The organism is Promicromonospora sp. NFX87 (genome assembly GCF_048564965.1).
Taxonomy (GTDB): Bacteria; Actinomycetota; Actinomycetes; order Actinomycetales; family Cellulomonadaceae; genus Promicromonospora.
On sequence record NZ_CP183413.1, the window covers coordinates 3057480 to 3082727 of the forward strand.

Genomic DNA, 25248 nt, shown 5'->3' on the forward strand with positions numbered 1-25248 from the left:
AGGGACCGCGAAGTAGAGCGCCTGTCCGAGTCTCCCTGATGACACCACGGGAGACTCGGACAGGCGCTCTACCTCGCGGTCCTGGTTCGGGTGGGTCAGAGGCCGCCCGCTACTGCCGCGGCCGCGGCCAGCCAGGCCCGGCGCGTCTCCGGACGGAGGGGGCCGTAGCGGAGGTGGCCGTCGACCATCGCCGGGTCGAACGGGATGGTGACCACCGCGCGGGCCAGCGACCGGTACCCGTCCGCGACCTTCTCCAGCTCGCTCGCGGGCTCCTTCTGGTCGGCCTGGCTCACGACGACGACCGCCTGCTGCGCCAGGTACGCCGACCGGCCGTCACGGGTCGACAGCGCCTCCAGCAGCAGCGCCCCGGCCTCCGCGTGGTCGTCCCGCGTGGTCGTGGCGACGACCAGCTGGTCGGTCAGGTCGATCATCCGCTGCCACATGGGGTCGGACTCGTCGTTGCCGGAGTCGATGAGGATCATCCGGTAGTACTTGGAGAGCACGGAGTGGATGGCGTCCACGTCCTGCGGCTCGATGCGCTGCTCGTTGGCCATGGCGATCGGCTTGGACCGCAGCACGTCGAACCGGTCGCGCGTCTGGTGGTGCACGTACCGCGCGAGGTCCGCGGCTTGCGCCGACGGACCGAGCAGGCGGTCCGTCTGCGGCAGCAGGTCGAGCAGCGTGGACTCGTGCGGACCCTGCTCGGTGCGCCAGCCCAGCGTGCCGCGGGTCTGGTTGTTGTCCCATGTGACGACGCCCGCGCCGCCGAACTGCGCGAAGACCGCCGCGAGCAGCACCGTCGACGGCGTCTTGCCCGCGCCGCCCTTGCCGTTCACCATCGAGATCGTGCGCGGCCCCGGCCAGTGCTGGCTGACGGCGCGCTCGTCGGCGCGCTCCGCCCGCTCGGCCTCGCTCGGCCCGACCCGGATGCCGATCCGCGTCAGCATCCCGCGGAACCCGCGCGTCGCGGGCTCCTCGTCCTGCTGGTGCGTGAGGAACGACTCGCGCGCCTCGCGCCGCGAGCGCGGGGTCTCCCCGTCGGTCACCGGCATCGGGTCCGACGGCGGTGCGGACAGCCCACCGCCGGTGCTCCTCGCGCCCGGCACCGCGTGGATCGGGCCGGACGGAGGGCTCGCCGGCAGGGCCGGCGTGCTGCCCGGCATCGCGCTCGGCATGCTGCCCGGCATGGTGTTGGGCATGCCGCCCTGGATGGTGCTCGGCGGGCCGGAGACCGTGCCGCTCCTCGTGTGGTCCGTCGCGTGCTCACCCACCTGGTCCGCGACCGGAAGCTCGCTGCCCGCCTCAGGGTTCGCCCCGCTCGGCGCGTAGGCCGACGTGGAGCCGGGCGCCGCTGGCTCAGGTTCCGCAGCACCGAGCCCTCCGGCGTCAGTGGCCTCGGGGGTCCGCGGGAGGCGGCGCACCGTGTCCTCCGGGTCGGCCTCGACCGCCGTGCCGTACAAGTCCTGCTCCACGCCGCCGGTCACGTCAGCTGGCTCGCCGCCGCGCGGCGGCAGATCCACTGGCTGTGCGTCCTCGAACGCCGGCTCGTGCTCCGCCGTCGGGCCGGGCATCGCCCCGGGCGCCGTCACCGGCGTCCCGCCGGGTGCCTCGCCCGCCGGCGCGGTGGCCGGCGGCGCCTGCGGCGTCGGAGCCGACGGCGTGGGTTCGTCCTCCTCCGGCACCACCGTCCCGTCCGGGTGCACGATCAGGTTCCACAGCCCCTCGGGCCCTGTCGCGGACGCCCGCACGGGACGACCGACCCTCGCGGCGTTCTCCGTCACCTTGCGGAGCACCTCCACGCGCGCCTCTTCCAGACTGCCCGCGGTGATGGGGTGGAAGGTCCCGTCGATCGTCACCTCACCGGAACCGTCTTCCCGGACTATCGCGTCGATCCGGGGCCAGCGGGGCACGGTGTCAGAGCTCATACGTTTCCTCCGAAGTTCCTGGGCAGGCGGCATTGCGTGGATCGCCCCCGAAGCAAGGGTCGGACATGTTTGTCCGCCTGGCCACCCCAACGGGGCAATCACGCCACCTGGTAAGTTCTCGCGCAATCAGGTGCCACAGTGCGATCGGGCGCCGTAGTGCAGGTGTCGAAGCCGGGACCACAACCGAGGAGCCTTCGCGTGTCCGACGAGCCCACCCGCCGTATTCCTCCGGCGGACGACCCCACGCAGATCCAGCGGCCACCCGCTCGCCCGGTCACGCAGCCGGGCGCCCCGTCATCGTATGCCGCCACGCAGTGGATGGACGCGGTCCAGGACGGGCAGCCGGGGCAGGCGGCCCGGCCGGGCCAGGGTGGGGCGGGCTACGGCGACCGGACCCAGATGATGCCCCCGGCCGGAGCGCCGCAGGGCAACGCGGGGTACGACGACCGGACCCAGGTCATTCCGCCGTCGGGCGCTCCGCAGGCCGGTTCCGGTTACGGCAACCAGTACGGCGACCAGTACGGCGACCGGACCCAGGTGATACCGCCGTCGGGCATGCCGCAGCAGGGTGCCGACCAGGGCCGGGACTACCGGGCCGCCACCCCGCCGCCCGCGCGGCCGTACCGCCCGTACGAGACCGTGCAGCCCACGCAGCCGCAGGCAGCCACCTTCCCGGGCGAGCCGGGCTACGGACAGGGCCAGGCAGGCTACGGACAGCCGACGCAGGCCTACGGTCAGCCGCCGGTCCAGCCGACGCAGGCGTACGGCCAGGCGGGCCAGCAGCCGGGCTACGGCCAGGCCGGCCAGCAGCCGGGCTACGGCCAGCCGCAGTCCTTCGACCAGGCCTTCAGCCCGCAGGCACCGCAGCAGACGCCCCCGACACCGCCGATCCCGCGCCGCGAGCGGGACCGGGACGACGACTCCCCCGGCGGCTCCGCGGCGGGCGCCGCCCTGGCCTGGATCCCGCGGATCCTGCTCGCGCTGAGCGTCTACCAGCTCGTCCGGCTGATCCCCGGGTTCGACGTCATGCCCGACGTCTCGCAGTTCCCGCTGTTCCGCGGTATCGGCGACGGTGTGCTCGGCCTGCTCAACCTCAACCCGGAGTGGTCCGACCAGGCCGCCAACATGACGATCCCGGCGCTCGGCATCGCGCTCGCCGGCCTGCTCAACACGATCCGTTCGCTGGGTACGTCGATCGCGATCTGGCCCTACGGGCTCGCGGTCGTCGCCTGGATAGTGGTCTTCGCCGTCGGCGGCATCGTCGGCTACGCGCAGGAGGCCACCGAGAACATCAAGCAGGACGTCCAGAACTCTGTCGACGAGACGGTCGAGGACGCCAAGAAGGACGCCCAGGACTCCGTCGAGGAGCAGATCCAGCAGGGCGTGGACGACGCCAAGCAGAACGCGACCGGCCAGCTCGAGGACGCCCTGCCCGGCGGGAACGGCTGACAGGTCACGGGTCAGCCTCTTTACTGAGCGGTGTGGCGGGACGCTGATAGATTTTCTCTGGTCCAGCCGGTTGTGCCGGTGCGCTGCTGAGGAGTCCTTGCTTGTCCGACGAGACCACCCGCACGACGGCCGCACGCCCCGCCGGTCAGCCGGCTCGAGGTGGCGACCAGACCGCTGCCGTCCCGCCGCCTCCGGCACCGACACGGGTACTGACGTCGCCCGCCGCACCACCCCTGGCCGCACCACCGCTGACGACGCCACCGCCGACCGCCGCGACGCGCGTCGTGCAGCCCTCCGGCGCCGCCCCGGCGTACGGGTCTGCGGGATACGCGGGTGCCGCACCCGCCACGGGTCAGCGGATCCCGGCCACCGGTGAGGTCCTCGGCCCGTTCCAGCTGGTCGGCTCGCTCGGCCACGGCGGGTTCGCGCACGTCTACCGCGCCGTCGGGCAGGGCGGCGAGGTAGCCCTCAAGGTGCTCACCAACTCCGAGTTCGGCGCGCTGGACCGGTTCGTCGGCGAGGCCGCGCTGCTGGAACGGCTGGCCGGGCGCGGGTTCCCGCGGCTCGTCACCGCCGACCTGCAGTCGCCCACGCCGTGGTTCGCCATGGAGCTCGTCCCGGGCCCGACCCTGTCCCAGCGGGTGTCCGCCGAGGGGCCGATGCCGACGCGGGACGTGCTGCGCGTGGCCGACGACGTCCTCGACGCGCTCGCGGTGCTCCAGGAGGAGCACTTCCTGCACCGGGACGTGAAGCCGGCCAACATCATCGCCGCGCCCGACCGGTACGTGCTCATCGACCTCGGCATCGCCAAGGGCCACGGCACCAGCACGTCGACGCACGCCGCCGGCACCATCTCGTACATGGCGCCCGAGCTGTTCGTCCGCAAGCCGCACGCTCGCTCCGACGTGTACAGCCTGGGCCTGCTGCTGATCTTCCTCGCCACGGGCCAGCTGCCCAACGACCTCAACTTCGTGGGCCGCGACCTGACGGCGGCCGACGTCGGACCGGTCGACCGGCGCCTGCTGCCGCTCGTCCTGGCCATGACCCGGCACCAGCCCGAGGACCGCCCGCCGCTGCACAACCTCATCGGCACCGTGGCCCAGCTCGCCAACGACAGCGCGGCGCTCGACCCCGCGCTGCTCGCCGCGGCGGGCGCGACCACCATCGAGCGCGGCCTTGTCACCGAGGTGCTCACGGGGAGCGGGGCCCCCTCGGCCGCCGTCCCGCCGACCAGCGTGCTCGCGAACAACCCGGTGCAGCACGGCGAGCCCGTCACCAACCTGGTCTACGACCAGCAGCTCATGGGCCGCCTGCACCAGGTGCACGGTGACGGGTTCGACGGCGCGGCGGAGGAGGTCATCTCGACCTACCTGTCCGCCGTCGGGCCGCAGCGGGCCGGCGGGCGCGCGCCCGCCGAGATCAAGGACTACCTGTGGGCCGCCATGCGCTGGGCCCCGGCCTTCACTCCCGAGGGATACCCGGACACGTTCGACGGCTGGATCGCCTACCGGCAGCGCCACGGCCTGCCGCTCCCCGGCAGCCCGACGGCGGCTCCCCCGCTCCGGCGGCAGTCCGGCCGGCCGCCCCAGCGGACAGAGCGGACGGCGCCGGTACCCGTACCTGTGTCGAACCAGCAGGCCACGCAGGTGGCGCCCGCGTTCCGCCCGGTTCCGGCGTCCGACACACGCCTGGCGCCCGCGCCCGCCCAGCGGCCCGCCGCCCCGGCCCGCACGCAGCCGAACCTGCCGCCGCAGTCGCCCGCCCAGCCTCCGGTCCAGCCGGCAGCGCCCATGCCGCGACGCGACGACCGGGGCGCTCAGGATGCCCGGGACCGCGATGCGAAGCGCGACTCCGACGGTGGTCTGGGCGTGCTGGCCGCCCTGCTCGGCTGGATCCCGCGCATCCTGCTCGCCCTCGCGCTCTACCAGCTGGTGCGGCTCGTCCCCGGCTTCGACGCGATGCCGAGTGCGGCCGGGCTGCCGCTGTTCACCGCGCTCGGCGGCATCACGGTCTCCGCGCTGAACCTCGACCCGGTGTGGCTGCCGCGCATGGCGGAGCTGTCGATCCCGCTGCTCGGCATCGTCACCTCGGCCGTCGTGAACCTCTTCCGGGCGGTCCGGACGCGCCGCGGTGGTCGTACGTGGCCGTTCTGGCTCGTCGTCGTGGTGTGGGTGATCGTGATCGCCGTGCAGGGCGTCGTCGGCTACGCGCAGCAGGTCACGCAGGACGCGCGCGACTCGTTCGAGCAGCAGCGGGAGCAGATCCAGGACGACCTCGAGCAGGGGGTCCAGGACACCACCGAGGACGTGCGCGACTCGGTGTGGCAGTCGATAGAGGACGCCCTGCCCTGGAGCTGAGCGGCTCCCGGGAAGCTGCGGCATAAATAAGGTGCGGCCCGCCGCCGGGTAGTGACATGCTCGGCGCACGGTCACCGAGCCTGCACTTCGAGGCGGCTTGTTGACCGGCCAACACAGGCACTCGGGGAGTGCGGACAGTAAAGGAGGCAGTCATGGACGACGTCGTTCGCGCGGCTGCCTTCGCGGCAGCAGACGCCACTGTCACCAGGAGCACCCGGGACTGATCCGGTAGTGCTCCAGCATCAAGGAGCACCCACTTGCCCCGTTTTCCCGAAGCACCGAAGTCCCTCCTGGTCCACGCCGCGAACAGGAGCACCAACCAGCCCGGCACCCGCCCGACCGCTGACGACCTGCGCGCCGCCCGGCGCGCTCAGGTCGGTCGCGAGGAGCTGGAGGGCCCGCACCCGAGCACGCTCGGGGCAGGCCTGTCCGAAGCCGGTCCCGCCGATCCCACCCCGGACCTCAGCCAACCCGGACCCGGACAGCGCTGGTCCACCTGGCGATCCGTCGCCAAGGGACAGCGCGGACCCGAGCCTCTGCCCGACTGGCTGGTCACCCGGGACGCCGCGTTCGACACCGAGCTCGGCATCCTCAAGACCGGCAAGGAGGCGGACGCCTTCCTGATCGAGCGCGCCGTGCCGCCGGGGGCGATCACGCCGTCCGACGACGGATCGTCCGACGGCGGATCGTCCGGGGGCGCCGAACGCTGCCTCCTGGTGGCCAAGCGGTACCGCAGCCTGGAGCACGGGCAGTTCCACCGCGGTACCGAGTACACCGAGGGGCGCCGGACGCGCCGGACCCGCGACCAGCGCGCCATGGAGGACCGGAAGTCCGCGTGGGGCCGCGCGGTCTCGGCCACGCAGTGGGCCGACGCCGAGTTCGTCGCCCTGCGCAGCCTCTGGTCGGCGGGTGCGCCGGTGCCCTACCCGGTGCAGATCGACGGCACCGAGGTGCTCATGGAGTTCGTGGGCACCGAGGTGGTCGACGACGCCGGCGGCGTCCAGGCGGTCGCCGCGCCTCGGCTGACCCGGGAACGTCCGTCGGACGACCTGCTCGAGTCCTACTGGGAGCAGCTGACGCACGGCATGTCCGTGCTGGCCAGGCTCGGTTTCGCGCACGGCGACCTGTCGCCGTACAACATCCTCGCCGACGGCGAGCGGCTGGTCATCATCGACCTCCCGCAGGTCGTGGACCTGGTGGCGAACCCGTTCGCGAGCGACGTGCTGCTGCGGGACTGCCGCACGGTGTGCGCCTGGTTCACGGCCAGGGGCCTGGACGTCGACGCGGAAGCGCTGTTCGCCGACCTGCTGGGCCAGGCCCTCTGACCCCCCACGTGTCAGACGTACAGGTCACTCCGGTGACCTGTACGTCTGACACGTCAGCTCGCTGGGGTGACCGGGCCGCAGGTCCAGGAGGAGAACACCAGGTCGGTCTGGACGCGGCCCACCTCGCCGCGGGCCGTGAGGTCGAGGACCACGCGCTGCAGCTCGTCGGTGTCGACGCAGGCCACGTGGATCAGGAAGTCGTCGGGCCCGGAGACGTGGTGCACGGCTCGCGTCTGCGGGAGCCGCCGGATCCACTCGACGAACGGGCCCAGCAGCGGCCGGGAGTGGGTCGTGAGCCGCACCATCAGCATGGCCTGCAGCCCGCGCCCGACGGCGGCCGGGTCGATCTCGGCGCGGTAGCCGCGGATCACCCCGGCGTTCTGCAGCCGCTGCGTGCGGGCCAGGCACGTCGAGGGCGCGACGCCCACGCGCTGCGCGAGCGTCTTGTTCGAGAGTCGACCGTCCTTCTGCAGCTCGTCCAGCAGCGCACGATCTACCGAATCCAGGATCACGTTCTGGCCCATAGGCCGAATTTCTAGCATGCCTGACCGGTATGCGAGGTCCAGGGTGCCGATAGTCCTCCATGACCACGCACGCGGAGACCCCGCTCGCAGGGAGCACCCACTCCTGGAACACGCGCGCCGTCCACGCCGGCAAGGACGACCTCGCCGCGCTGGGCCTGCACGCCCCGCCGATCGACCTGTCCACCACCTACCCGTCGTACGACGTCGTCGGCGAGGCCGAGCGCCTGGACGAGTTCGCCGCGGGGCACGACGACGGCGGCCCGCCCGTGTACGGCCGCGTCGCCAACCCGACCGTGCGCCGCTTCGAGAACGCGCTCGCCGAGCTCGAGGGGGCGGAGGCCGCCGTCGCGTTCGCGAGCGGTATGGCGGCGCTGTCGGCCTGCGTGCTGGCCCAGGTCGCGGCGGGCAAGCCGGAGGTGGTCGGCGTCCGGCCGATGTACGGCACCACCGATCACCTGCTGGAGTCCGGCCTGCTCGGCAACTCGGTGCGGTGGGTGACGCCGGACGAGGTGGCGTCGGCCGTCACCGACAGGACCGGACTGGTGGTCGTCGAGAGCCCCGCCAACCCGACCCTCACCGAGGTGGACCTGCGCGCGCTGGCCGACGCCTGCGGCACCGCGCCGCTCCTGGTGGACAACACGTTCGCCACTCCGGTGCTGCAGCGACCGCTGACGCTGGGCGCGAGCCTGGTGCTGCACAGCGCCACCAAGTACCTGGGCGGGCACGGCGACGTGATGGGCGGCGTGATCGCCTGCTCCGAGGAGTTCGCCCGGTCGCTGCGGCAGGTCCGGTTCATGACGGGCGGCATGCTGCACCCGATGGCTGGCTACGAGCTCCTGCGCGGGCTGGCGACCCTCCCGGTGCGGGTGCGCGCAGCGTCGGCCACTGCGGCCGAGCTGGCGCGCCGGCTGGCGGAGCACCCCCGGGTGACGCGGGTGCACTACCCCCGCGTGGGCGGGGCGATGGTCTCGTTCGAGACGTCCGTGGACCCGGTGGCGCTGGTCTCCGCCGTCCGGCTGATCACGCCGGCCGTGAGCCTCGGCAGCGTCGACAGCCTCATCCAGCACCCCGCCTCCCTGACCCACCGGATCATGGACGAGGTGGCCCGCAAGGACGCGGGCATCTCCCCCGACCTGGTCCGCCTGTCGGTAGGCCTGGAGGACGCAGAAGACCTCTGGCAAGACCTGCTGGCGGCCCTCACCCACGCGGCACGTTGAGTGCTGGGTATTTGCCCTCTTGGCCGCGCTGAGGGGGCAGATACCCAGCACTCAACGGGGAGTCGGCCTAACGTGAGGGGATGAGCAGCACTCCCTATGACCAGGACGACCTGGTCAAGTTCTTCGTCGACTACGGTGTGGCGCTCGGCTCGGGCGACCTGGAGACCGTGACCGAGAGCCTCGCCTACCCGTCGGTGGTGGTGGAGGCCGGACGGTCCCTCGTCGTGCCCGATGCCGAGGCGGCGCGGGACGCCCTCGGCGGCATGCTCGCCGCCTACCGGGAGCAGGGGCTCGTCGCCGCGGTCCCGGAGGTGCGCACGGTGGAGCAGGTCGGCGACGCCCTGCTCTGGGTCGACGTGCGCTGGAGCTACAAGGACGAGAACGCGTCGGAGGCGACGGCGGAGCGTGTGCGGTACCTGCTTCGCCGGGGCCGGGAGACGTTCGAGCTGTGCGTGGTCGTGCCGGTCGAGGAGTAGCGCCCGCCAGGTGTGCGGCGATCGGCTCAGGCGTGCGGTGGTCAGCCCGGCGCGTGCTCCCGCCCCGGCGTGAGCTCACGGCGCATGTGCCAGCGGGGCAGCCGGCCGCTCGTGGCACCCGTGGGCGCCAGCCGGTCGAACCCGGCACGCTCGAACATCCCGACGGTACCGACGAACGCCGCACTCACGGGCACCCGGCGACCGGGTTCGGGTTCGACAGGGAACGCTTCGAGCGCCGTCGCCCCGTGGCGCGCGGCGTAGTCGGCCCCGGCGTCGAGGAGGGCCTGGGCGATCCCTTGCCGGCGGAAGCCGGCGCGCACCGTCACGCACATGAACACCCAGGTCGTGGGCCACGTCTCCGGCTCGCCCACGGGCAGCACCCGGGACCGTTGCAGCGATCCGGCGTCCGAGCGGCGCGAGAAGCCGAGCCAGCCCGCCACCTCGGCGCCGGACTTCCCCGTGCCGATGCCGGCCCCACCGGAGTCCCCGAGGTACGCGAGCATGCCCGGCGCCGGCTCACGTTCGGTCAGCTCACGCAGCCGCGCCCCACGCGTCGTGACCTCCTCCTTGGCCGGCGCCCGCCAGTGCATGCACCAGCACGCCTGCTCGCGACCGGTGGGGTTGATGACGCGGGCGATGTCGTCGAACCGGTCGGCAGTCGCGGGAACCACGGCGATCTGGGCCATGTTCGGAACCTACTCCGCCTCACCGACACTCGCGGATTGGTGCGCTTGGCACACTTTTTATGCGCGCCATCTCGCAGCTCGGGACGCCGCTCCGGACGGCACAGAGACGATTCCTTGCCCCCAGCGCGAACTCGTGACTAACATAAGTAGCCACTTATAGAAGGAGACACCATGCCCACCCTGATCGACCCCGCCACCACAGCCGGCCTCGTGACCCGCGAGGTCCGCGACAGCAGCCGGGACGGCGTCCCGACGAAGGTCGCCGTCGCCCGCCGCACCTACGCCGCCGAGCGCGACGACCTCTGGGAGGCCCTCACGTCCGCCGACCGCCTCCCCCGCTGGTTCCTTCCCGTCAGCGGCGACCTCACCGTCGGCGGCCGCTACCAGCTCGAGGGCAACGCCGGCGGCACCGTCGAGCGCTGCGCCGCGCCGGACAACTTCGCGGTCACCTGGGAGTTCGGCGACACCGTCTCCTGGCTCACCGTCCACCTCACCCCGGCCGACGGCGGTACCACCCTCGAGCTCGTGCACGAGGCCGGGGTCGACCCCGACCTCTGGAAGCAGTACGGCCCGGGCGCCACGGGCGTGGGCTGGGACCTCAGCCTGATGGGGCTCGGCCTGCACCTCGCCAGCGGGGCGGCCCTGGACCCCGCCGAGGTCCAGGAGTGGTCGCTCTCGCCCGAGGGCATCGAGTTCGCGCGGCTCGCCAACACCGGCTGGGTCGACGCCGCCATCGCCGCCGGGGACGACGCCGACCAGGCCCGCGCGGCCGGAGAGCGCACGCTGGCGTTCTACACCACGCCGCCGGAGTCCTGAGTGCCGTCGGCGCGCCGCGCGCCGGTCCCGGACGGTAACGCGGCGGCCGCCGACGACGCACACGGTGCCGACGCCCTCGACTCCGCGCGCGCGGGCGTGTTCGAGGCGCTCGGCGACCCGGTGCGACGTCGGCTGCTGGAGCTCCTGATCCCCGGCGAGCAGCCGGCCGGAGCCCTGGTCACCGCCCTGCAGGCCCGCGTGCGCATCACGCAGCCGGCGGTCTCGCAGCACCTCAGGGTGCTGCGCGAGGCGGGCCTCGTCCAGGTGCGCGCCGAGGGCACGCGCCGCCTCTACGCCGTGGACGACGCCGGGACCGCCGCGGCCCGCGCCTGGCTCGCCCGGTTCGAGGACACGTTCGCCCAGCCGCTCGACGCCCTGGCGACGGAGCTGGCCCGCGGCCGCCGGGAACGCCGTCGAACACCCCCGGACGCCGCGGCCCCTGGGAACGAGGCGGCGGGCTGACGCCCGAGCGCGTGTGATCGGCAAAAGGTCAGGAGATCGGCAACCCGGGTTGCCGATCTCCTGACGTACTACCGATCGTCCGGCACGGTGTCTCGCACCCCGCCGCCGGTCAGTAGCGCTTGGGGAGCTTGAGGTGGCGCTCCGCCATGATGGTGCGCAGCAGGTCGGGGCGGTCGGTGATGATGCCGTCGACGCCGATGTCCATGAGCGACTCGATGGTCGCGCGGTCGTCGATGGTCCACGGGATGACGTCCATGCCGGCGTCGTGGGCCGCGTCGACGAGCTCGGGCGTGGTGAAGGGAACGTAGCCGGGGTCCGTCACTGTGCCGCCCTGCGGGTCGCCGTGCACGGGCGAGACGGCGTCGGCCCCGAACGAGGCGGCGGCCGCGACGAACTTCTCCTGGATCGAGCCCTGGAAGTCGTCGATGTCGAGGCCGCCGAGCCACGGCGACGCGCCCGGCGCGCCCACCTGGAGGAACTGCTGGCCGTTGGTCAGCGCGACCAGCGGGAACCGGGGCTCGACCTCGCTCATCCGCATCAGCGAGCCCCAGTCGAAGCTCTGGATCGTGACCTGGTCCACGAGGTGCGCCTTGCGGACCTCGCGCGTGACGACCTGGATGAACTGCTCGCGCGGCGCCGTCTGCTCGGGGGCGCCGGCCTCGACCTTGGTCTCGATGTTGAGCGTGACCTGGTGGGCGCGGTGCCGGTTGACCAGCCGCAGCACCTCGGACAGCAGCGGCATGCGCTCGCCCGGGTGCAGCTCCTGCCCGGGGAACTGGGGCTGCCGCAGCGAACCGCAGTCCAGGGTCCGGACCTGCGCGAGCGTGAGGTCCTTGATGTACGTCTTGTCGGGCACGTACGGGAACTCGGGGTCGCCCGGGAAGGCGGGCTCGGTGTCGACGCACTTGGCCGGGCTCGGGTCGCGGTCGTGCGTGACGACGGCGTACCCGTCCTGCGTGATCTGCACGTCGAGCTCGAGCGTGCTCACGCCGAGCGCGAGCGCGTTGTCGAAGGCCGGGAGCGTGTTCTCGACGGTGAGCGCGATGCCGCCCCGGTGGGCCTGGAGGTCGAAGGCGCGCGGGTGGCCCTCCGGCGCGGCGGACGCCGGCGCGGCGCCCAGGGCGAGCGTGGTCGCGAGGGTCACGGCAAGTGCTGCGGTGGTACTACGTGGGGTGGTTCTCATGCGCCCGAGCCTGGCCACGTCCGGTGTCGGCGGTATGGCGCCACGCCGTCGTCCCGTCGAAGCCCGTGTGAACGAGCGTCGTCCGCCCGATGACCGCTCCCCGGTGCCGAGCACCACGAACCCGCACGTGGGAGTACCGTTCTCGCGTGGCTCATCTGGACTGGGAGATCAAGGCAAGCCTGCTGATGTACGTGATGGGGGCGCCTGGCGGCCGCATCGTGCAGGACGACGCCGTCGGCGGCAGCGGCGCCTCGTTCCACTTCCCGCTCGACCCGGAACGCAGCCCGGACCCGACTGCCGACTCCGGCCTGTTCGCGTTCACGGGGTCGGTGGTCTTCATCGGGCACTTCGGCTCGTTCGTCGGCGAGGTCGCCGACATCGAGGTCACCGCCCCCGCCGACGGCGGCCCCGACTGGACCATGTCCATCCGGGACCGCGACGCGGACGTGCGCACGGACGCGTTCCGGCTCGCGGGAGCGCCCGAGCGGTCGGACGACGGCACGCGGCTCACCTGGCAGCAGGTAGAGCTGACCGACGAGGGCGCCAAGCTCTGGGGCGGCAGCTACCCCACAGCCACCCCCTTCGAGCCGGTCACGATCGACCTCACCTGACCCACCCCTGCTGGTTGAGCGCTCCCCCGTTGGTCGAGCTTGTCGAGACCTGATCCGCTTCGGGACAGGGTCTCGACAAGCTCGACCAACGGTGGGAGCACTCAACGGTCAGGCGGAGGGTGGGGTGACGTCCACACCGTTCAGACGCTCCAGCAGCTCGGGCGGGAGCTCCAGGGCTACCGCCTCGACCGCCGCGTCCAGCTGGTGCACCTTGCTGCCGCCCAGCATCGGCCGGATGCCGCGCGCGACCAGCCAGGCGAGGACCACCTGACCGCGTGACGCCCCGACCTCGGCCGCCGCCTCGTCGAGCACCGCGAGGCGCCGCGTGCTGCCCGGGTGGTCGAAGATCTCGGGGATCGGCTTCGCCGGGTTGTCGTACGCCCCGGACAGCAGCGGCGTGTACGCCCACACGTCCAGGCCTTCGACGGCGGCGAGGTCGGCCAGCTCGTCGTTCAGCCAGCCGAACCGGTGGTTCCCCGTGAGCGTCCCGGGGCGGGGCTGGAGGTAGCTGTAGGCGTGCTGGAGCACGCTGAACGGCTCGACCCCCTGGGCGACGGCGTGCTGCCGGGCACGCTCGACCCGCCACGCCGGGTGGTTGGAGAGGCCGATGCGCCCCGCTACGCCGTCGGACACGAGGGCCGCGCAGGCGTCGGCGGTCTCCTCGACCGGGACCGAGCGGTCCTCCATGTGCCCCCAGGCGAGGTCGACGTGGTCGGTGCCGAGGCGGCGCAGGCTGCCGGTGATCTGCTCACGGATCGCCGTCGCGGACAGCCCGGTGCGGGAGGCGGGCCAGCTCGCCGCGTCGCGCGGCTCGGCCCCGAACTTCGTGGCGAGCAGGATGCTGTCGCGGACGCCGGGGCGCGCCGCGAACCAGCGGCCGAGCAGCTCCTCGCTCTGCCCACCGTAGCCGGACTCGCTCGCCCAGAAGGCGTAGCAGTCAGCGGTGTCGATCCACCGGCCGCCGGCGTCGACGAACCGGTCGAGGACGGCGAACGACGTCGCCTCGTCGACCGCCGTGCCGAACATCATGGCGCCGAGCACGAGGCGTTCGGCGGGCGGGGTGTCGTGGACGTTGCCGGGCTCGGTGGTGGGCTCGGTGGCCGGTGACGTGCTGGTGGTGGTCTGCGACGTGGTCATGGAACGAGCCAAAACCCTGGAGCGCACTCCAGGTCAAGGGCAAGATCTGAGCATGACCACATACTCGCCCGCGCAGGCCGCCGAGGTCTCCGGCTTCAGCATCGACACGCTGCGGTACTACGAGCGGGAAGGCATCCTGCGCCCCATCGCGCGCACGTCGAGCGGGCACCGCACCTACACCGACGACGACCTGGGCTGGCTCGACCTCGTCCACTGCCTGCGCGACACGGGCATGCCGATCGCCGACCTCAAGCGGTACGCCGAGCTGTCGCTCGACGAGGCCACGCTGGCCGCTCGGGTAGCGCTGCTCGACGAGCACGACCGGCGCGTGCAGGAGTCGATAGACACGCTCCGCCGCCAGCAGGAGCGACTGCGGGAGAAGATCGCGTGGTACCGGGAGCAGGGTGTGTGAGGCGCCGCGACGGCCGGGCCGAAGATTCAACCTCAAGTTGAGGTCGAGGCTCAACTGCTGGTTGAAGGTTGGCCGACCACTACCAGAAATATCCGTCGGCGGCAGACTGGGACTTTTCTGGGACCGGCGCGAAGGCGCTGGTAGGTTGCCCGCATGACGTCACCAGCGCCAGGCGTCGGCGAGGTCGCGCCAGCGGCCGTCGGCCCCGGTCCGGTCCCGTTGCCTGATCCTGAGCTCGCAGCCGCAGCCGCAAAAACTTCCGTCCTGGACCCCGAGCCGGCTCCGGCCCCGGCGACCGATCAGGCCTCGGCTGCTGAGCCTCCACCGCCTCCGCCGTCCGACCCTGACCCGGTCGTCGACGAAGCCCCGGCAGCCGACCCGGCACCCGTACCCGACCCGGCACCGGCCTCGGCCCCCGCACCCGACCCGGCTCCGGCTCCGGCTCCGGCTCCGGCTCCGGACGAAGCTCAGGCCCCCGTCCCGCCGTCCGACTTCGTCCCGGTCCTCGCACCCGAGCCCGCACCCGACGTCGCACCGGTCCGGCGCACCCCGCTCGCCGGAGCGCTCCCCGTGCGCCCGGTCCGGCGCATCCCCGCGAGCGGGGAACGCATGGGCCGGTTCACGCTCGCCGAGGCCCTGGGCCACGGCGGTTTCGCGCACGTGTACCGCGCGGTGGCCGACGACGACTCCGAGGTGGCCCTCAAGGTCCTGACCGGCCTGCACGACGACGCCAGGGACCGCTTCGCGCAGGAGGCCCACCTCCTCGAACGCCTGGACGGCAGGGGTTTCCCGCGCTTCGTGGAGTCCGGCCTGGACGCGGAGCAGCCCTGGTTCGCGATGGAGCTCGTACCCGGCACCACGCTGCGGGACCGGGTGCGCGAGGAGGGTCCGCTGTCCGGGAGCGAGGCGCTGAGCCTGGCCAAGCAGCTGGTCGACGCGCTGCTCGTGCTGCAGGAGCAGCGCGCACTGCACCGCGACCTCAAGCCGGCGAACATCATGGTCGACGGCGACCGCGCCGTGCTCATCGACCTGGGCATCGCCAAGGTGTTCGACGCCGCGACGTCGACCCAGCCCGCCGGAACCGTGTCCTACATGGCGCCGGAGCTGTTCGGGCGCCGGGTGCACCCGCGGTCGGACGTGTACAGCCTCGGCCTGCTGCTCCTGTACGCGAGCACGGGCACGCTGCCGCTGGACCTGAACTTCCTGGGCCGCGACCTGGTGGCCACCGACCTCGTCGACGAGGAGCCGGCCGGTGTCGTCCCCGACACGGAGCCCCTGCCCGCACCGCCCGTCATCGACAGGCACGTGCGGTCGCTCGTGCTCGCCATGACCCGGTACCAGCCGGACCACCGGCCGCCGCTGGAGAACATCGCGGGTGTCGTGCGCGCCCGCCTCGCGAGCGCGACACCCGACCCGACGCTGATGCTCACCTCGCAGGTCCTCAGCGCCGGCGTGACGGCGGCCGAGGCGGCCGCCGTCCCGGCGACCGACGTGCTGACCGGGCGCGGCCACACGAAGCTGTTCCAGCCGGGCCGCCCGCTGTCCGACGCCGCCACGCCCTCCTCGCGCGTCACGGAGCCCTGGCACGCCCTCGTGTACGACCGCGCACTGATGAGCGTCCTGACCGAGGTGCACGCGGACGGTTTCGACGGCGCCGCCGAGCAGGTCGTCGCCGACCACGTCGCGGAGATCGGCGCGCACGTCGCCGAAGGCCGCACTCCCGCCGAGATCAAGGACTGGATCTGGCAGGCGATGCGCTGGCAGAGCGCGTCTCCGCCCGAGGGCCACGCGGACACGCTCCGCGGCTGGCGCGCGTTCCGCAGCCCCGAACCCGTCCGGGAGGTCGAGCAGGCCCCCGCCGGCGGCAGGCGTGCGCCCGCTCCCCCGGCCGTCCTGCCCGGGTCGCCCGCGGCCTCGCCGGCCGCGGCGACCCAGGTCGTGCGGAAGCTGGCCCCGGCGCCGCAGTCGTTCGAGCCGCGCAAGAGCCCCGTCAAGCATCTCGGCCCATCCCCGAAGCAACCGCCGGTGAAGCAGGTCACGCACGCCACGCGCCCGATGCCGGTCACGCAGCCGCCGCCCGCCCGGCAGCAGCCCGCGACGCGTCCGCCGAGCATGCAGCCGGGCGTCCGCCCCGCCGTGCAGCAGGGTGTCCGTCCGGCTGTGCAGCAAGGCGTCCGGCCGGGTGTCCAGCAGGGCGTCCGGCCCGGTGCGCAGCAGAGGGTGCAGCCGACGGGCCAGCCGGCCGCGAAGCAGAGGCCTCCGGCTCAGGCCGCCGCGCCGCAGCGCAAGAAGAGGCCGTGGCCGCTGCGCCTGCTCGGCGCCCTGCTGCGCTGGGTCCCGCGACTGCTGCTCGTGGGAGCCGTGTACCTGCTGGTCACGCAGGACCCGCAGGCGGGCGATCCGTTCCTGGCCGCGCCGGCGTTCGCGATCGCCGCCCTCGGCCTGGCGGCGCTGCTGCGCATCCTCGGGCACAAGATGCGGATCTGGTTCTACGTGGTCTCCGTGCTGCTCGTGGGAGCGGGTTCGGCGGTGCTGTGGGCGACCAGCTCCAACCTGCTGTACCTGGGGATCTGACGAAGCGCTGACGGAGCCGCGCTCAGCGGCGGACGCGCGCCCGGGAGCGTGCGACGCCGGCGAGCGTGGCCCGTACCGGCGTCCCGAGATAGATCCCCAGCGACGCGCCCGCCGCCAGCCCGATCCCCACCGATGCCGCGAGCACCAGGGAGCCGGCCCCGCCGTCGGCTGCCGGCGCCGACGTCGGGTCGGCGTGGACCATGCCGAGCAGCCCGTAGAACACGGCGCCGCCGGGCACGAGCGGCACGATGGCCGCCGTCGTCACCGCGACGGACGGGACGTGCAGGTTGTGGGCGATCAGGACGCCCACAAAGCTGGCCAGCAGTGCCGCGATGCCGCTGGCGGCCGCCGGGTGCAGACCCGCCGCCGTCTGCGCGACGGCGTAACCGAGCGCCGCGACCGCGCCCAGCACCCCGCTGACGGCGATGATCCGCAGGCCCGCGCCGTTGAACAGCGCCACGGCCACCGCGATGATCACCGCTCCGCAGACCTGGTCCGGCAGCGGACCCAGCGGCGGTGGGCCGTCCGGCAGGGCCATCCGGAACCCGAGCATGCTGCCGAGCTCCAGCCCGGCCAGGATCCCCACGACCAGCCCGAGCGTCTGCAGCGTGAGGTCGAGGATGCGGCCGGCCGCCGTCAGCGCGAAGCCGTCGATAGCGTCCTGCGCCGCGCCCACCACGGTGAGGCCGGAGAGCATGAGGACGATCCCGGACGCGACGATGATGGAGGGCTGCACGCCGGCGAACGGCTCGACGTCCGCCGCCGCGAGCGCGGACACGACCACCGCGACCGCCGTGGTGACGAAGGCGCCCGCGATCTGGCTGAAGAACGACGGCACGCGGAGCCGGGCGAGCCCGGACTGCGTCGCGGCGGCCCCGAGCGCCGCGACGAAGGTGAGCGCCACGACCACCGGCGATCCCCCGGAGAGGATGCTCGCGCCGACCGCGAGCAGCGCCCGCGCGGTCACGACGACGGGCTGCCGGTACCGGAACGGCACGCGGCGGATCGCCCGGAACGCGGTCCGCGCCTCGTCGAGGTCCAGGCCCTCGTCGATGTCGACCAGCAGGGCCTGGAGCCGCTGCAGCTTCATGTGGTCGGGCGCCGCGACGCGCACCACGCGGAGCAGCGTGTGCGGCCAGCCCTCGCCGCTGGCCTGGTACGACAGGGCGATCGACGTGTAGGTGACGTCCGCGTGCACGCCCCGGAGCCCGTACGCGTCGGCCACGCGCGTGATCGCCAGGGTCACCTCGTGGGCGGACGCCCCGACGGCGAACATCGACTCGCCGATGCGCATCGCCAGGTCCAGCGACCGGATGACCATCGTGTCGTCGACGGCGGGATGCACCTCGGTGGCCGGAGCGTCCGAAGGGTCGGTCCGCAGGGCCCTGCGCACCGACGAGTACAGGCTTCGACGAGCTGGCTGAGGCATGCACCCCATTGTGCTGAGGGACGCCGCCACCGGCACGCGGCCGGAAGTACGCCGGCGGCTACCCGCCCGACGCGCGGGGCGCGCACCGGATGACGGCCTGGCAGCTGCGCAGGAACGAGGCGGCGACCTTGGTGGGTTCCCCGAGGTAGCCGGCGACCATGATGCCGTCGCGCAGCAGCATCAGGTCGTCGGCGATGGCAGCGGGGTCGGCCAGCCCGAGCGGCGCGACGAGCCGTTCGAAAGCGCTCGTCCACCAGTCGCGGTGCGCGTCGACCAGCTTGCGGACGGCGCTCTCCGGGTCCGGGTACTCGGCGGCCGCGTTGATGAACGGGCAGCCGCGGAACCCGGGGCTGCATGCCGCCGCCCCGGTGTGGTCGGCCATCAGACCCAGCGACACGTCCACGTCGCCTTTCCCATAGGCGATCGCCGCGTCGACGCCGTTGCGCTCGAGCTCGGCGCGGGACTCCAGGTAGGCGACGATCAGGTCGTCCTTGCTCTGGAAGTGCCGGTAGAACGTCACCTTCGTGGTGCCCGCGCGCTCGATGACCTTGTCGACGCTCACGGCGCGCAGCCCCTGCGCGTAGAACAGCTCGTTGGCCGCCTCGATCAGGCGTTCTCGCATGGACCCTTGCACGGTCGCGATCATACGTGGCTCCTCTCCTCGCTCCCCTTGCGCCCGGCGCTGATGGATGTGTACTGTCCAGACAGGTGGAGTTACTAGTCATTCTACCTAGACATATCGCCGCTGGGAAGGGCGCACCCGCTCCCGGACCGCGGCCTCGATCACAAGGAACCTCATGACAACCGCTACGGATTCACCGACTGCCGCCGCCGTCTCGCTGCGGAACCTCTACTTCGTCCGGTTCGGCTTCGCCATCGTCTGGGCGGTGCTGCTGGTCGTCGTCGGCAAGAGCCTGGGCCCGGCCACGATCGGCCTGCTGGTGCTCTACCCGCTGTTCGACGTCGCAGCCGCCGTCGTCGACTTCCGGTCCTCGAAGACCGCGCGACCCACGGTGGGCCTGTACCTCAACATGGCCCTGAGCCTGCTCACCGCCATCGGCCTGGCCGTCGCCGTGACCTCGGGCATCCCCGCCGTCCTGCGCGTCTGGGGCGTCTGGGCGATCACCGCGGGCATCGTGCAGCTCGTCGTGGCCGTGCGCCGCTACCGGCTCGGCGGGCAGTGGGCCATGATCCTCAGCGGCGGCATCTCCGTGTTCGCCGGCACGGGCTTCTTCCTGATGGCCGGCGGGCCGAACGCCATGCTGACCTCGCTGGCCGGGTACGCCACGCTCGGCGGCATCTTCTTCCTCGCCTCCGCGCTGCGCCTGCACCGCGTCGCCAAGAAGGAGAGCTGACGATGACCGGGAACACCTTCGACGTCGTCGTCATCGGCGCGGGCCCCGTGGGCGAGAACGTCGCCGACGGCGCGGTCAAGGGCGGCCTCAGCGTCGCCGTCGTGGAGAGCGAGCTGGTCGGCGGGGAGTGCTCCTACTGGGCCTGCATGCCCACCAAGGCCCTGCTGCGCGACGCCGCCGCGCTGCGCGCGGTCCGTCACCTCCCCGGCGCGAACGCGGCGGTGACCGGCGAGCTCGACCCCGCTGCGGTCCTCGCCCGCCGCGATGTTTTCGCCTCCCACTGGCACGACGACGGCCAGGTCGCCTGGCTGGACGGCGCCGGCATCGAGCTGGTGCGCGGCGTCGGCCGGATCAGCGCGCCGCGCACCGTCGAGGTCACCGGCGCCGACGGCAGCACCACTGTCCTCACCGCCCGGCACGCCGTGGTCGTCGCCACCGGCAGCAGCGCGCGGATCCCGCACGTCCCCGGCCTGGCCGACGCCGCACCGTGGACCAGCCGCGAGGCCGCGTCCGCCCAGGCGGTCCCCGGCCGGCTGGCGGTCATCGGCGGCGGCGTGGTGGGCGCCGAGATGGCCACGGCCTACGCGGCCCTCGGCGCACAGGTCACGATGATCGCCCGCGACGGGCTGCTGCCCACCGTGGAGTCGTTCGCGAGCGACCTGGTGGCCGAGACGCTCAAGGCGCACGGCGTGACCCTGCACCTGCGCACCGAACCCGAGAGCGTCCGCCGCGACGAGGCCGGGACGGTGCACGTGCGCCTGGTCGACGGCACGACGTTCGCCGCCGACGAGGTGCTGGTCGCCACGGGCCGCACGCCGAACACGACCGCCATCGGCCTGGAGCACGTGGGGCTGACCCCGGGCGACTGGCTGCGCGTGGACGAGTCCTTGCGGGTCCTCGGCAGCGACGGCACGCCGATCGGCGACGGCTGGCTGTACGCCGCGGGCGACGTCAACCACCGCGTGCTGCTGACCCACCAGGGCAAGTACCAGGCCAGGGCGCTGGGCGAGACCCTCGTCGCCCGCGCGGGCGGCAAGCCCGTGGACCTCGAGCCCTGGGGCCGGCACGCGGCCACGGCCGACGACCGCGCCGTCCCGCAGGTGATCTTCACCGACCCGGAGATCGCGTCCGTGGGCCACACCGCAGCCTCTGCCGAGGCGGCCGGGCTGCGCGTCCGCGCGGTGGAGTACGACCTCGGTGCCGTGGCCGGCGCCTCCCTGCACGCCGACGGGTACACCGGTCGGGCGGGCATGGTCGTGGACGAGGACCGCAAGGTGCTGGTCGGCTTCACCGTCGTCGGCCCCGACGTCGCCGAGCTGCTGCACGCCGCGACGATCGCCATCGCCGCTGAGGTGCCGATCGACCGGCTGTGGCACGCCGTCCCGGCCTACCCCACGATCAGCGAGATCTGGCTCCGGCTGCTGGAGACCTACGGCCGGGCCGCATAGAGCGCATGGGCGACCCCCACCGCCGCCGGCCGCACCGAGCGGCCGGCGGCCGGTCTCACCGCTCGTCGTCGTGCTGCTCGCGCAGCAGGTCGGCCGCCTGGTCGCCGTCCCGCTCGTGCCCGATGGCCTCCAGGGTCTGCTCGACCTTCTCGTCCGGCTGACGCGGCGGGAGGAGCGGGGTGTCGCGGTCGACGACTGCCTCGACGACCACCGGACGGTCGGCCAGGAGCGCCGTCGTCCATGCCTCGCGGACCTGCCCGGGATCCTCGACGCGTATGCCGTCGAGCCCGAGCAGCTTCGCGTAGTCGGCGTACGGGAACGAGGGCACCGTCTGCGACGTCGGGAACCGGGGGTCGCCCTCCATCTCGCGCTGCTCCCAGCTGACCTCCGCGAGGTCGCCGTTGTTCAGCACGAGGACGACGAACCGTGGGTCGGCCCACTCGTGCCAGCGGTGGGCGACCGTGATGAGCTCGGACAGGCCGTTCATCTGCATCGCGCCGTCGCCCGCGAGCGCCACTACCGGGCGGTCGGGACGGAGCAGCTTCGCGGCGATCCCGTACGGCAGGGCGGAACCCATCGAGGCGAGCGTGCTCGACAGGTGCGCCGGGACGCCGGACGGCAGCCGGAGGAACCGTGCGTACCAGTAGGTCACGGAGCCCACGTCCACGGCCACCTGGGCATCGGCCGGGAGCTGTGCGGACAGCTCGCTCAGGACGAGCTGCGGGTTGAGCCGGCCGGTCCGCTGGGCGACGCGCCGCTCGGCGACGTCGTGCCAGGTGGCGACGAAGCCCTGGACGTCCTTACGCCAGCCGTCCCGCTCGGGAAGCAGGGGCAGGAGTGCGTCGAGCGTGGCGGCGGCGTCGCCGGGCAGGGCCGCCTCGACCGGGAACTTGGTGCCGATGTTGCGGGCCGTCACGTCGATCTGCACGGCGCGGGCCTGGCCGGGCGCCGGGTAGTACTCGGTCCAGGGGTCGTTGCTGCCGACGATGAGCAGGGTGTCGCACCCGGACATGAGGTCGGCCGAGGCCGTGGTGCCGAGGTGTCCCATGACGCCGCAGTGGTACGGCAGCGACTCGTCGAGGAGCGGCTTGCCGAGCAGCGAGGTGGTAAGCCCCGCACCGAGGCGTTCGACGACGTCGCGCACCTGCCGCTCGGCGCCCGCCGCGCCCTGTCCGACGAGGACGGCGACGCGTTCGCCCGAACCGAGCACGTCGGCCGCGGCGCGCAGCTGGGCGTCGTCGGGCACCGTCCGGGGGTGGGCGTAGGCCGTCGAGGACCGCACGATCCCGTGGCCCTGCTCGTCCTCGTCGGGGGCCTCGGCCTGCTGGACGTCGTGCGGCACGATGACGCACACGGGGCTGGACGTCGCCAGGGCGGTGCGGAACGCGTCGTCCAGGACGTGCGGCAGCGCCTGCGGCGACGACACGACCTGGAGGTACTGCGCGCACACGTCCTTGAAGAGCGTGTGCAGGTCGACCTCCTGCTGGTAGCCGGCGCCGAGCGCGCTCGTGACCACCTGCCCCACGATGGCCACCACTGGCCTGCGGTCCAGCTTGGCGTCGTACAGCCCGTTGAGCAGGTGGACCGCGCCCGGCCCCTGCGTGGCGAGGCAGACGCCGACCCCGCCGCCGTACTTCGCGTGGCCGGCCGCCATGAAGGCCGCCATCTCCTCGTGGCGTGCCGTGACCAGCTCGATCCGGACCTCCTGCCTGCGCAGGGCCGCGAGGATCGGATCGACCCCGTCGCCCGCGTACCCGAAGACTCGCTCGACGCCCCAGTCGACCAGCCGGTCGACGACGCCGTCTGCCACGGTGGTGGAGCTCATTCGTTCTCCCCCGTACTCGCCCGCCTCACGGCGGCGGGCACCGGCGCCGGCGTCGGCTCCACCGGGGGCGCCCTCGTCTCAGTCTGGACGGGTGGGGCTGTGCTCGCAGGGGCGGGCTGAACCCGAGCTACGCGGTGGTGGCACGCTTCCACGCATCAGGGTCGGCGTAATGCTTCCTGTGCCCGGCCGCCAGCACGACGCGCAGCGGGCTCAGATGCTCGGTGTCGTCGGGAAGGTCGAGTCGGCCGAGGAGATCGAGCGCCGGACCGGGTTCGAGCTGCCCGAAGAAGTCGTGATAGCTCGCCAGGATGCCCTTGAAGACGGCCGGGCGAAGGGCGTCGATCCGAGACGCGGAATGGTACGAGCTCTCCTTCACCGCCCACGACACCGGGCCGGACAGGTCGAGAACGCGGCGCGCTCGGCGCAGGAACTGATCCTCGGAGGTGGCGTTGCTTGCTCGCTCGACGATGTCTTCATGCCCCAGCTCGTCACCGAGCAGGGCCATGAACGCTCCGTCCGACGTCGCTCGACACTCGAACCAGCTGTGCCAGACCGAGAGATCGATGACCTTCGACACGGACTCCGACTCGAGCCGTTCCCGAAGACCTGACCAGAGCTCGGGCGGGGCCACGGAGCCGTTCGTGCAGTACGGGAAGTGGAGCTCCTCAGCCGTCCACAACTCATCCAGCAGATCCAGCATCCCGAACGCGACCCGGATCTTTCCCGGTTCGTCCAGGTCCTCGTCCGCGAAGATCCAGGCGGAGCATTCCAGTGCCACATCGTTCTTCGTGAGCGGACGTTCGGGCTCGTCGTCGTAAGCCCAGAGGTCGGGCGCTGTCTGCCGGACCCCGCCATCCGCCAGCCACGTACGAGCAAGCTCGGCATCCGGCTGCTCCACATCGTTCCTTTCGTGACAGCCGCTACAGCGACGCGTGAATATTCAAGTGGCTAACCCGAGACGGCTGGGTCGACGTCGATCCAGAGACAAGTCGATAGCGACATCCCACCACGGCATGGAAGCGGTCGGATCAACCCCGCGCGTCCATCAACGCGGTGACGTAGGTGTCCAGCCGCTCCTCGACAACCTGCGTCGTCAGCCCCGCCCTACCGGCTTCCCGCCACGGTTGCGCCACGAGCTCCAGCTCCTCCGAGGCGGCCAGCCCGTCCCGCACCTGCCAGTACAGGCGGTCGCTCGCGGTCGCGGCCAACACCCCGCCGGCCTCTTCGTACGCCTCTGCGAACCGCAGACCCCACGCCGGACCGTGCAGCAGCGCGAGGTTGGTGGAGCAGTGCGCCACGTCCAGGTCGGCCGGGCCCCAGGAGGCGGCCGCCCAGTCGACGACACCGGTGATCCGGGCGCCTGCTGACACCGACACCTCGAAGAGCACGTTTCCAGGCTGGAAGTCCCGGTGCAGGAACCGCCCTTCATAAGACGGTACGGGCCGCCGGATCACGTCGATCGCCGCCGCCCACACGACGGCGTCGGCGGACCTCGGGGTCACGACCGTCTCAGGGGTCGTCAGCGTCATGTACTCCCGAGGCCGCTCGACGGGCCGCACCGCATGGATCGCCACCAACTGCCGGGCCAGCAGAGGAAGGCGCGCCTCCAGTCCCTGGTCATCGAGGACCGGCCGGCCTTCCAGATGGGTCATGAGGAGAGACGGGTACTCGCAGTGCTCGGCCGTCGGATCGACCGCGACCAGTCCAGGAGCCGGCACGCCGGTTCCTGGGAGGGCGGTCAGTGCGTCGGCCTCTCTGCTCAGCCAGTCCTCGGCGTACTCCGTGTCGACGAAGGTCCGGAGTACCAGGTCCCGGGTGCCGCCATTCCGCGCGCCGACCGTCAGCTTCCGCATCTCGGCGGTGATGCCGCCGTGCAGCGCCTCTGTCTTGACGATCCGTTCGCCCGCCACCAGGTGCCGGCTCACCCAGGCCAGGGTCGACGGCCGGAGGTCCGTTGGCTCGCTGCGGTTGGTCACCGTGCCAGCCCAGCATCCGGACGATGGTGCACGCAAAGCTTTTCACCGACGTGGCAGGCTA

The 25248-nt window shown here is 72.7% G+C and carries 22 protein-coding genes; 12 read left to right on the forward strand and 10 right to left on the reverse strand.

Annotation, left to right across the window (positions count from 1 at the left end):
- Positions 1-95 precede the first annotated feature (95 nt).
- Positions 96-1925, reverse strand: coding sequence for an ATPase (locus tag ACNYC2_RS13715; RefSeq protein ID WP_419707551.1), 1830 nt, complete (start codon positions 1923-1925; stop codon positions 96-98).
- 198 nt (positions 1926-2123) lie between these two features.
- Between ACNYC2_RS13715 and ACNYC2_RS13720 the strand changes: the two genes are divergently transcribed.
- The 3 genes from ACNYC2_RS13720 to ACNYC2_RS13730 all read left to right on the forward strand — a co-directional run bounded on the left by ACNYC2_RS13720 (position 2124) and on the right by ACNYC2_RS13730 (position 7056).
- On the forward strand, positions 2124-3374 hold the full coding sequence (locus ACNYC2_RS13720; protein WP_419707552.1) for a hypothetical protein: 1251 nt from the start codon (positions 2124-2126) through the stop codon (positions 3372-3374).
- 101 nt (positions 3375-3475) lie between these two features.
- Positions 3476-5731: a serine/threonine protein kinase gene (locus ACNYC2_RS13725; RefSeq protein ID WP_419707553.1), complete on the forward strand. Its 2256-nt coding sequence runs from the start codon at positions 3476-3478 to the stop codon at positions 5729-5731.
- Positions 5732-5988: 257 nt separating this feature from the next.
- Positions 5989-7056 (forward strand): serine protein kinase RIO, encoded by a 1068-nt coding sequence (locus ACNYC2_RS13730; RefSeq protein ID WP_419707554.1) that lies wholly within the window; start codon positions 5989-5991, stop codon positions 7054-7056.
- 53 nt (positions 7057-7109) lie between these two features.
- Here the strand turns inward: ACNYC2_RS13730 and ACNYC2_RS13735 are convergent, their stop codons facing one another.
- Positions 7110-7580 (reverse strand): Lrp/AsnC family transcriptional regulator, encoded by a 471-nt coding sequence (locus ACNYC2_RS13735; protein ID WP_357447876.1) that lies wholly within the window; start codon positions 7578-7580, stop codon positions 7110-7112.
- Positions 7581-7639: 59 nt separating this feature from the next.
- Between ACNYC2_RS13735 and ACNYC2_RS13740 the strand changes: the two genes are divergently transcribed.
- Positions 7640-8797 (forward strand): trans-sulfuration enzyme family protein, encoded by a 1158-nt coding sequence (locus ACNYC2_RS13740; protein WP_419707555.1) that lies wholly within the window; start codon positions 7640-7642, stop codon positions 8795-8797.
- A gap of 80 nt (positions 8798-8877) precedes the next feature.
- The gene (locus tag ACNYC2_RS13745) at positions 8878-9273 is read left to right on the forward strand and encodes a hypothetical protein (RefSeq protein WP_419707556.1); all 396 of its coding nucleotides are present in this window, start codon (positions 8878-8880) and stop codon (positions 9271-9273) included.
- A 41-nt stretch (positions 9274-9314) separates the two neighbouring features.
- Here the strand turns inward: ACNYC2_RS13745 and ACNYC2_RS13750 are convergent, their stop codons facing one another.
- Complete coding sequence (locus ACNYC2_RS13750) at positions 9315-9959, reverse strand: N-acetyltransferase family protein (protein ID WP_419707557.1); 645 nt, start codon at positions 9957-9959, stop codon at positions 9315-9317.
- A 171-nt stretch (positions 9960-10130) separates the two neighbouring features.
- Here ACNYC2_RS13750 and ACNYC2_RS13755 point away from each other — a divergent pair, with 171 nt between their 5' ends.
- Positions 10131-10775 carry an SRPBCC family protein gene (locus ACNYC2_RS13755; RefSeq protein ID WP_419707558.1) on the forward strand — a complete coding sequence of 215 codons (645 nt, stop codon included), beginning with the start codon at positions 10131-10133 and terminating at the stop codon, positions 10773-10775.
- Positions 10776-11237 (forward strand): ArsR/SmtB family transcription factor, encoded by a 462-nt coding sequence (locus ACNYC2_RS13760; RefSeq protein ID WP_419707559.1) that lies wholly within the window; start codon positions 10776-10778, stop codon positions 11235-11237.
- 109 nt (positions 11238-11346) lie between these two features.
- On the opposite strand, the gene ACNYC2_RS13765 is transcribed toward ACNYC2_RS13760, so the two are convergent.
- Positions 11347-12420 carry a glycerophosphodiester phosphodiesterase family protein gene (locus ACNYC2_RS13765; RefSeq protein WP_419707560.1) on the reverse strand — a complete coding sequence of 358 codons (1074 nt, stop codon included), beginning with the start codon at positions 12418-12420 and terminating at the stop codon, positions 11347-11349.
- Between the two features lie 146 nt (positions 12421-12566).
- Here ACNYC2_RS13765 and ACNYC2_RS13770 point away from each other — a divergent pair, with 146 nt between their 5' ends.
- On the forward strand, positions 12567-13031 hold the full coding sequence (locus tag ACNYC2_RS13770) for an HtaA domain-containing protein (RefSeq protein ID WP_419707561.1): 465 nt from the start codon (positions 12567-12569) through the stop codon (positions 13029-13031).
- 108 nt (positions 13032-13139) lie between these two features.
- On the opposite strand, the gene ACNYC2_RS13775 is transcribed toward ACNYC2_RS13770, so the two are convergent.
- A complete protein-coding gene (locus tag ACNYC2_RS13775; protein ID WP_419707562.1) occupies positions 13140-14168 on the reverse strand; it encodes an aldo/keto reductase in 1029 nt (342 codons plus the stop codon).
- A gap of 52 nt (positions 14169-14220) precedes the next feature.
- Here ACNYC2_RS13775 and ACNYC2_RS13780 point away from each other — a divergent pair, with 52 nt between their 5' ends.
- Both ACNYC2_RS13780 and ACNYC2_RS13785 read left to right on the forward strand, forming a co-directional pair.
- On the forward strand, positions 14221-14580 hold the full coding sequence (locus ACNYC2_RS13780) for a MerR family transcriptional regulator (RefSeq protein WP_419707563.1): 360 nt from the start codon (positions 14221-14223) through the stop codon (positions 14578-14580).
- A 153-nt stretch (positions 14581-14733) separates the two neighbouring features.
- Complete coding sequence (locus ACNYC2_RS13785) at positions 14734-17154, forward strand: protein kinase domain-containing protein (protein ID WP_419707564.1); 2421 nt, start codon at positions 14734-14736, stop codon at positions 17152-17154.
- 22 nt (positions 17155-17176) lie between these two features.
- Here ACNYC2_RS13785 and ACNYC2_RS13790 read toward each other — a convergent pair whose 3' ends face one another.
- Together ACNYC2_RS13790 and ACNYC2_RS13795 are read right to left on the reverse strand one after the other, a co-directional pair.
- Positions 17177-18583: a threonine/serine ThrE exporter family protein gene (locus tag ACNYC2_RS13790; protein WP_419707565.1), complete on the reverse strand. Its 1407-nt coding sequence runs from the start codon at positions 18581-18583 to the stop codon at positions 17177-17179.
- Between the two features lie 58 nt (positions 18584-18641).
- On the reverse strand, positions 18642-19229 hold the full coding sequence (locus tag ACNYC2_RS13795; protein ID WP_419707566.1) for a TetR/AcrR family transcriptional regulator: 588 nt from the start codon (positions 19227-19229) through the stop codon (positions 18642-18644).
- 151 nt (positions 19230-19380) lie between these two features.
- On the opposite strand from ACNYC2_RS13795, the gene ACNYC2_RS13800 reads away from it, so the two are divergent.
- On the forward strand, positions 19381-19938 hold the full coding sequence (locus ACNYC2_RS13800; RefSeq protein WP_419707567.1) for a hypothetical protein: 558 nt from the start codon (positions 19381-19383) through the stop codon (positions 19936-19938).
- 2 nt (positions 19939-19940) lie between these two features.
- The gene (locus ACNYC2_RS13805) at positions 19941-21386 is read left to right on the forward strand and encodes a dihydrolipoyl dehydrogenase family protein (RefSeq protein WP_419707568.1); all 1446 of its coding nucleotides are present in this window, start codon (positions 19941-19943) and stop codon (positions 21384-21386) included.
- A gap of 55 nt (positions 21387-21441) precedes the next feature.
- Here ACNYC2_RS13805 and ACNYC2_RS13810 read toward each other — a convergent pair whose 3' ends face one another.
- From ACNYC2_RS13810 to ACNYC2_RS13820, 3 genes are all read right to left on the reverse strand, one after another.
- Entirely contained in the window at positions 21442-23211 is a 1770-nt protein-coding gene (locus ACNYC2_RS13810; RefSeq protein WP_419707569.1) for a thiamine pyrophosphate-requiring protein, read from the reverse strand.
- A 127-nt stretch (positions 23212-23338) separates the two neighbouring features.
- Positions 23339-24109, reverse strand: a complete 771-nt coding sequence (locus ACNYC2_RS13815; protein WP_419707570.1) for a hypothetical protein — start codon at positions 24107-24109, stop codon at positions 23339-23341.
- A 130-nt stretch (positions 24110-24239) separates the two neighbouring features.
- Complete coding sequence (locus ACNYC2_RS13820; protein WP_419707571.1) at positions 24240-25187, reverse strand: phosphotransferase family protein; 948 nt, start codon at positions 25185-25187, stop codon at positions 24240-24242.
- Positions 25188-25248: the final 61 nt, after the last annotated feature.

Coding starts and splice junctions, on each gene's coding strand:
- ACNYC2_RS13800 (WP_419707567.1), top strand. CDS start 19,381: ATGACAACCGCTACGGATTCACCGACTGCCGCCGCCGTCTCGCTGCGG.
- ACNYC2_RS13795 (WP_419707566.1), bottom strand. CDS start 19,229: ATGATCGCGACCGTGCAAGGGTCCATGCGAGAACGCCTGATCGAGGCG.
- ACNYC2_RS13755 (WP_419707558.1), top strand. CDS start 10,131: ATGCCCACCCTGATCGACCCCGCCACCACAGCCGGCCTCGTGACCCGC.
- ACNYC2_RS13805 (WP_419707568.1), top strand. CDS start 19,941: ATGACCGGGAACACCTTCGACGTCGTCGTCATCGGCGCGGGCCCCGTG.
- ACNYC2_RS13750 (WP_419707557.1), bottom strand. CDS start 9,959: ATGGCCCAGATCGCCGTGGTTCCCGCGACTGCCGACCGGTTCGACGAC.
- ACNYC2_RS13785 (WP_419707564.1), top strand. CDS start 14,734: ATGACGTCACCAGCGCCAGGCGTCGGCGAGGTCGCGCCAGCGGCCGTC.
- ACNYC2_RS13810 (WP_419707569.1), bottom strand. CDS start 23,211: ATGAGCTCCACCACCGTGGCAGACGGCGTCGTCGACCGGCTGGTCGAC.
- ACNYC2_RS13780 (WP_419707563.1), top strand. CDS start 14,221: ATGACCACATACTCGCCCGCGCAGGCCGCCGAGGTCTCCGGCTTCAGC.
- ACNYC2_RS13740 (WP_419707555.1), top strand. CDS start 7,640: ATGACCACGCACGCGGAGACCCCGCTCGCAGGGAGCACCCACTCCTGG.
- ACNYC2_RS13790 (WP_419707565.1), bottom strand. CDS start 18,583: ATGCCTCAGCCAGCTCGTCGAAGCCTGTACTCGTCGGTGCGCAGGGCC.
- ACNYC2_RS13765 (WP_419707560.1), bottom strand. CDS start 12,420: ATGAGAACCACCCCACGTAGTACCACCGCAGCACTTGCCGTGACCCTC.
- ACNYC2_RS13715 (WP_419707551.1), bottom strand. CDS start 1,925: ATGAGCTCTGACACCGTGCCCCGCTGGCCCCGGATCGACGCGATAGTC.
- ACNYC2_RS13745 (WP_419707556.1), top strand. CDS start 8,878: ATGAGCAGCACTCCCTATGACCAGGACGACCTGGTCAAGTTCTTCGTC.
- ACNYC2_RS13775 (WP_419707562.1), bottom strand. CDS start 14,168: ATGACCACGTCGCAGACCACCACCAGCACGTCACCGGCCACCGAGCCC.
- ACNYC2_RS13735 (WP_357447876.1), bottom strand. CDS start 7,580: ATGGGCCAGAACGTGATCCTGGATTCGGTAGATCGTGCGCTGCTGGAC.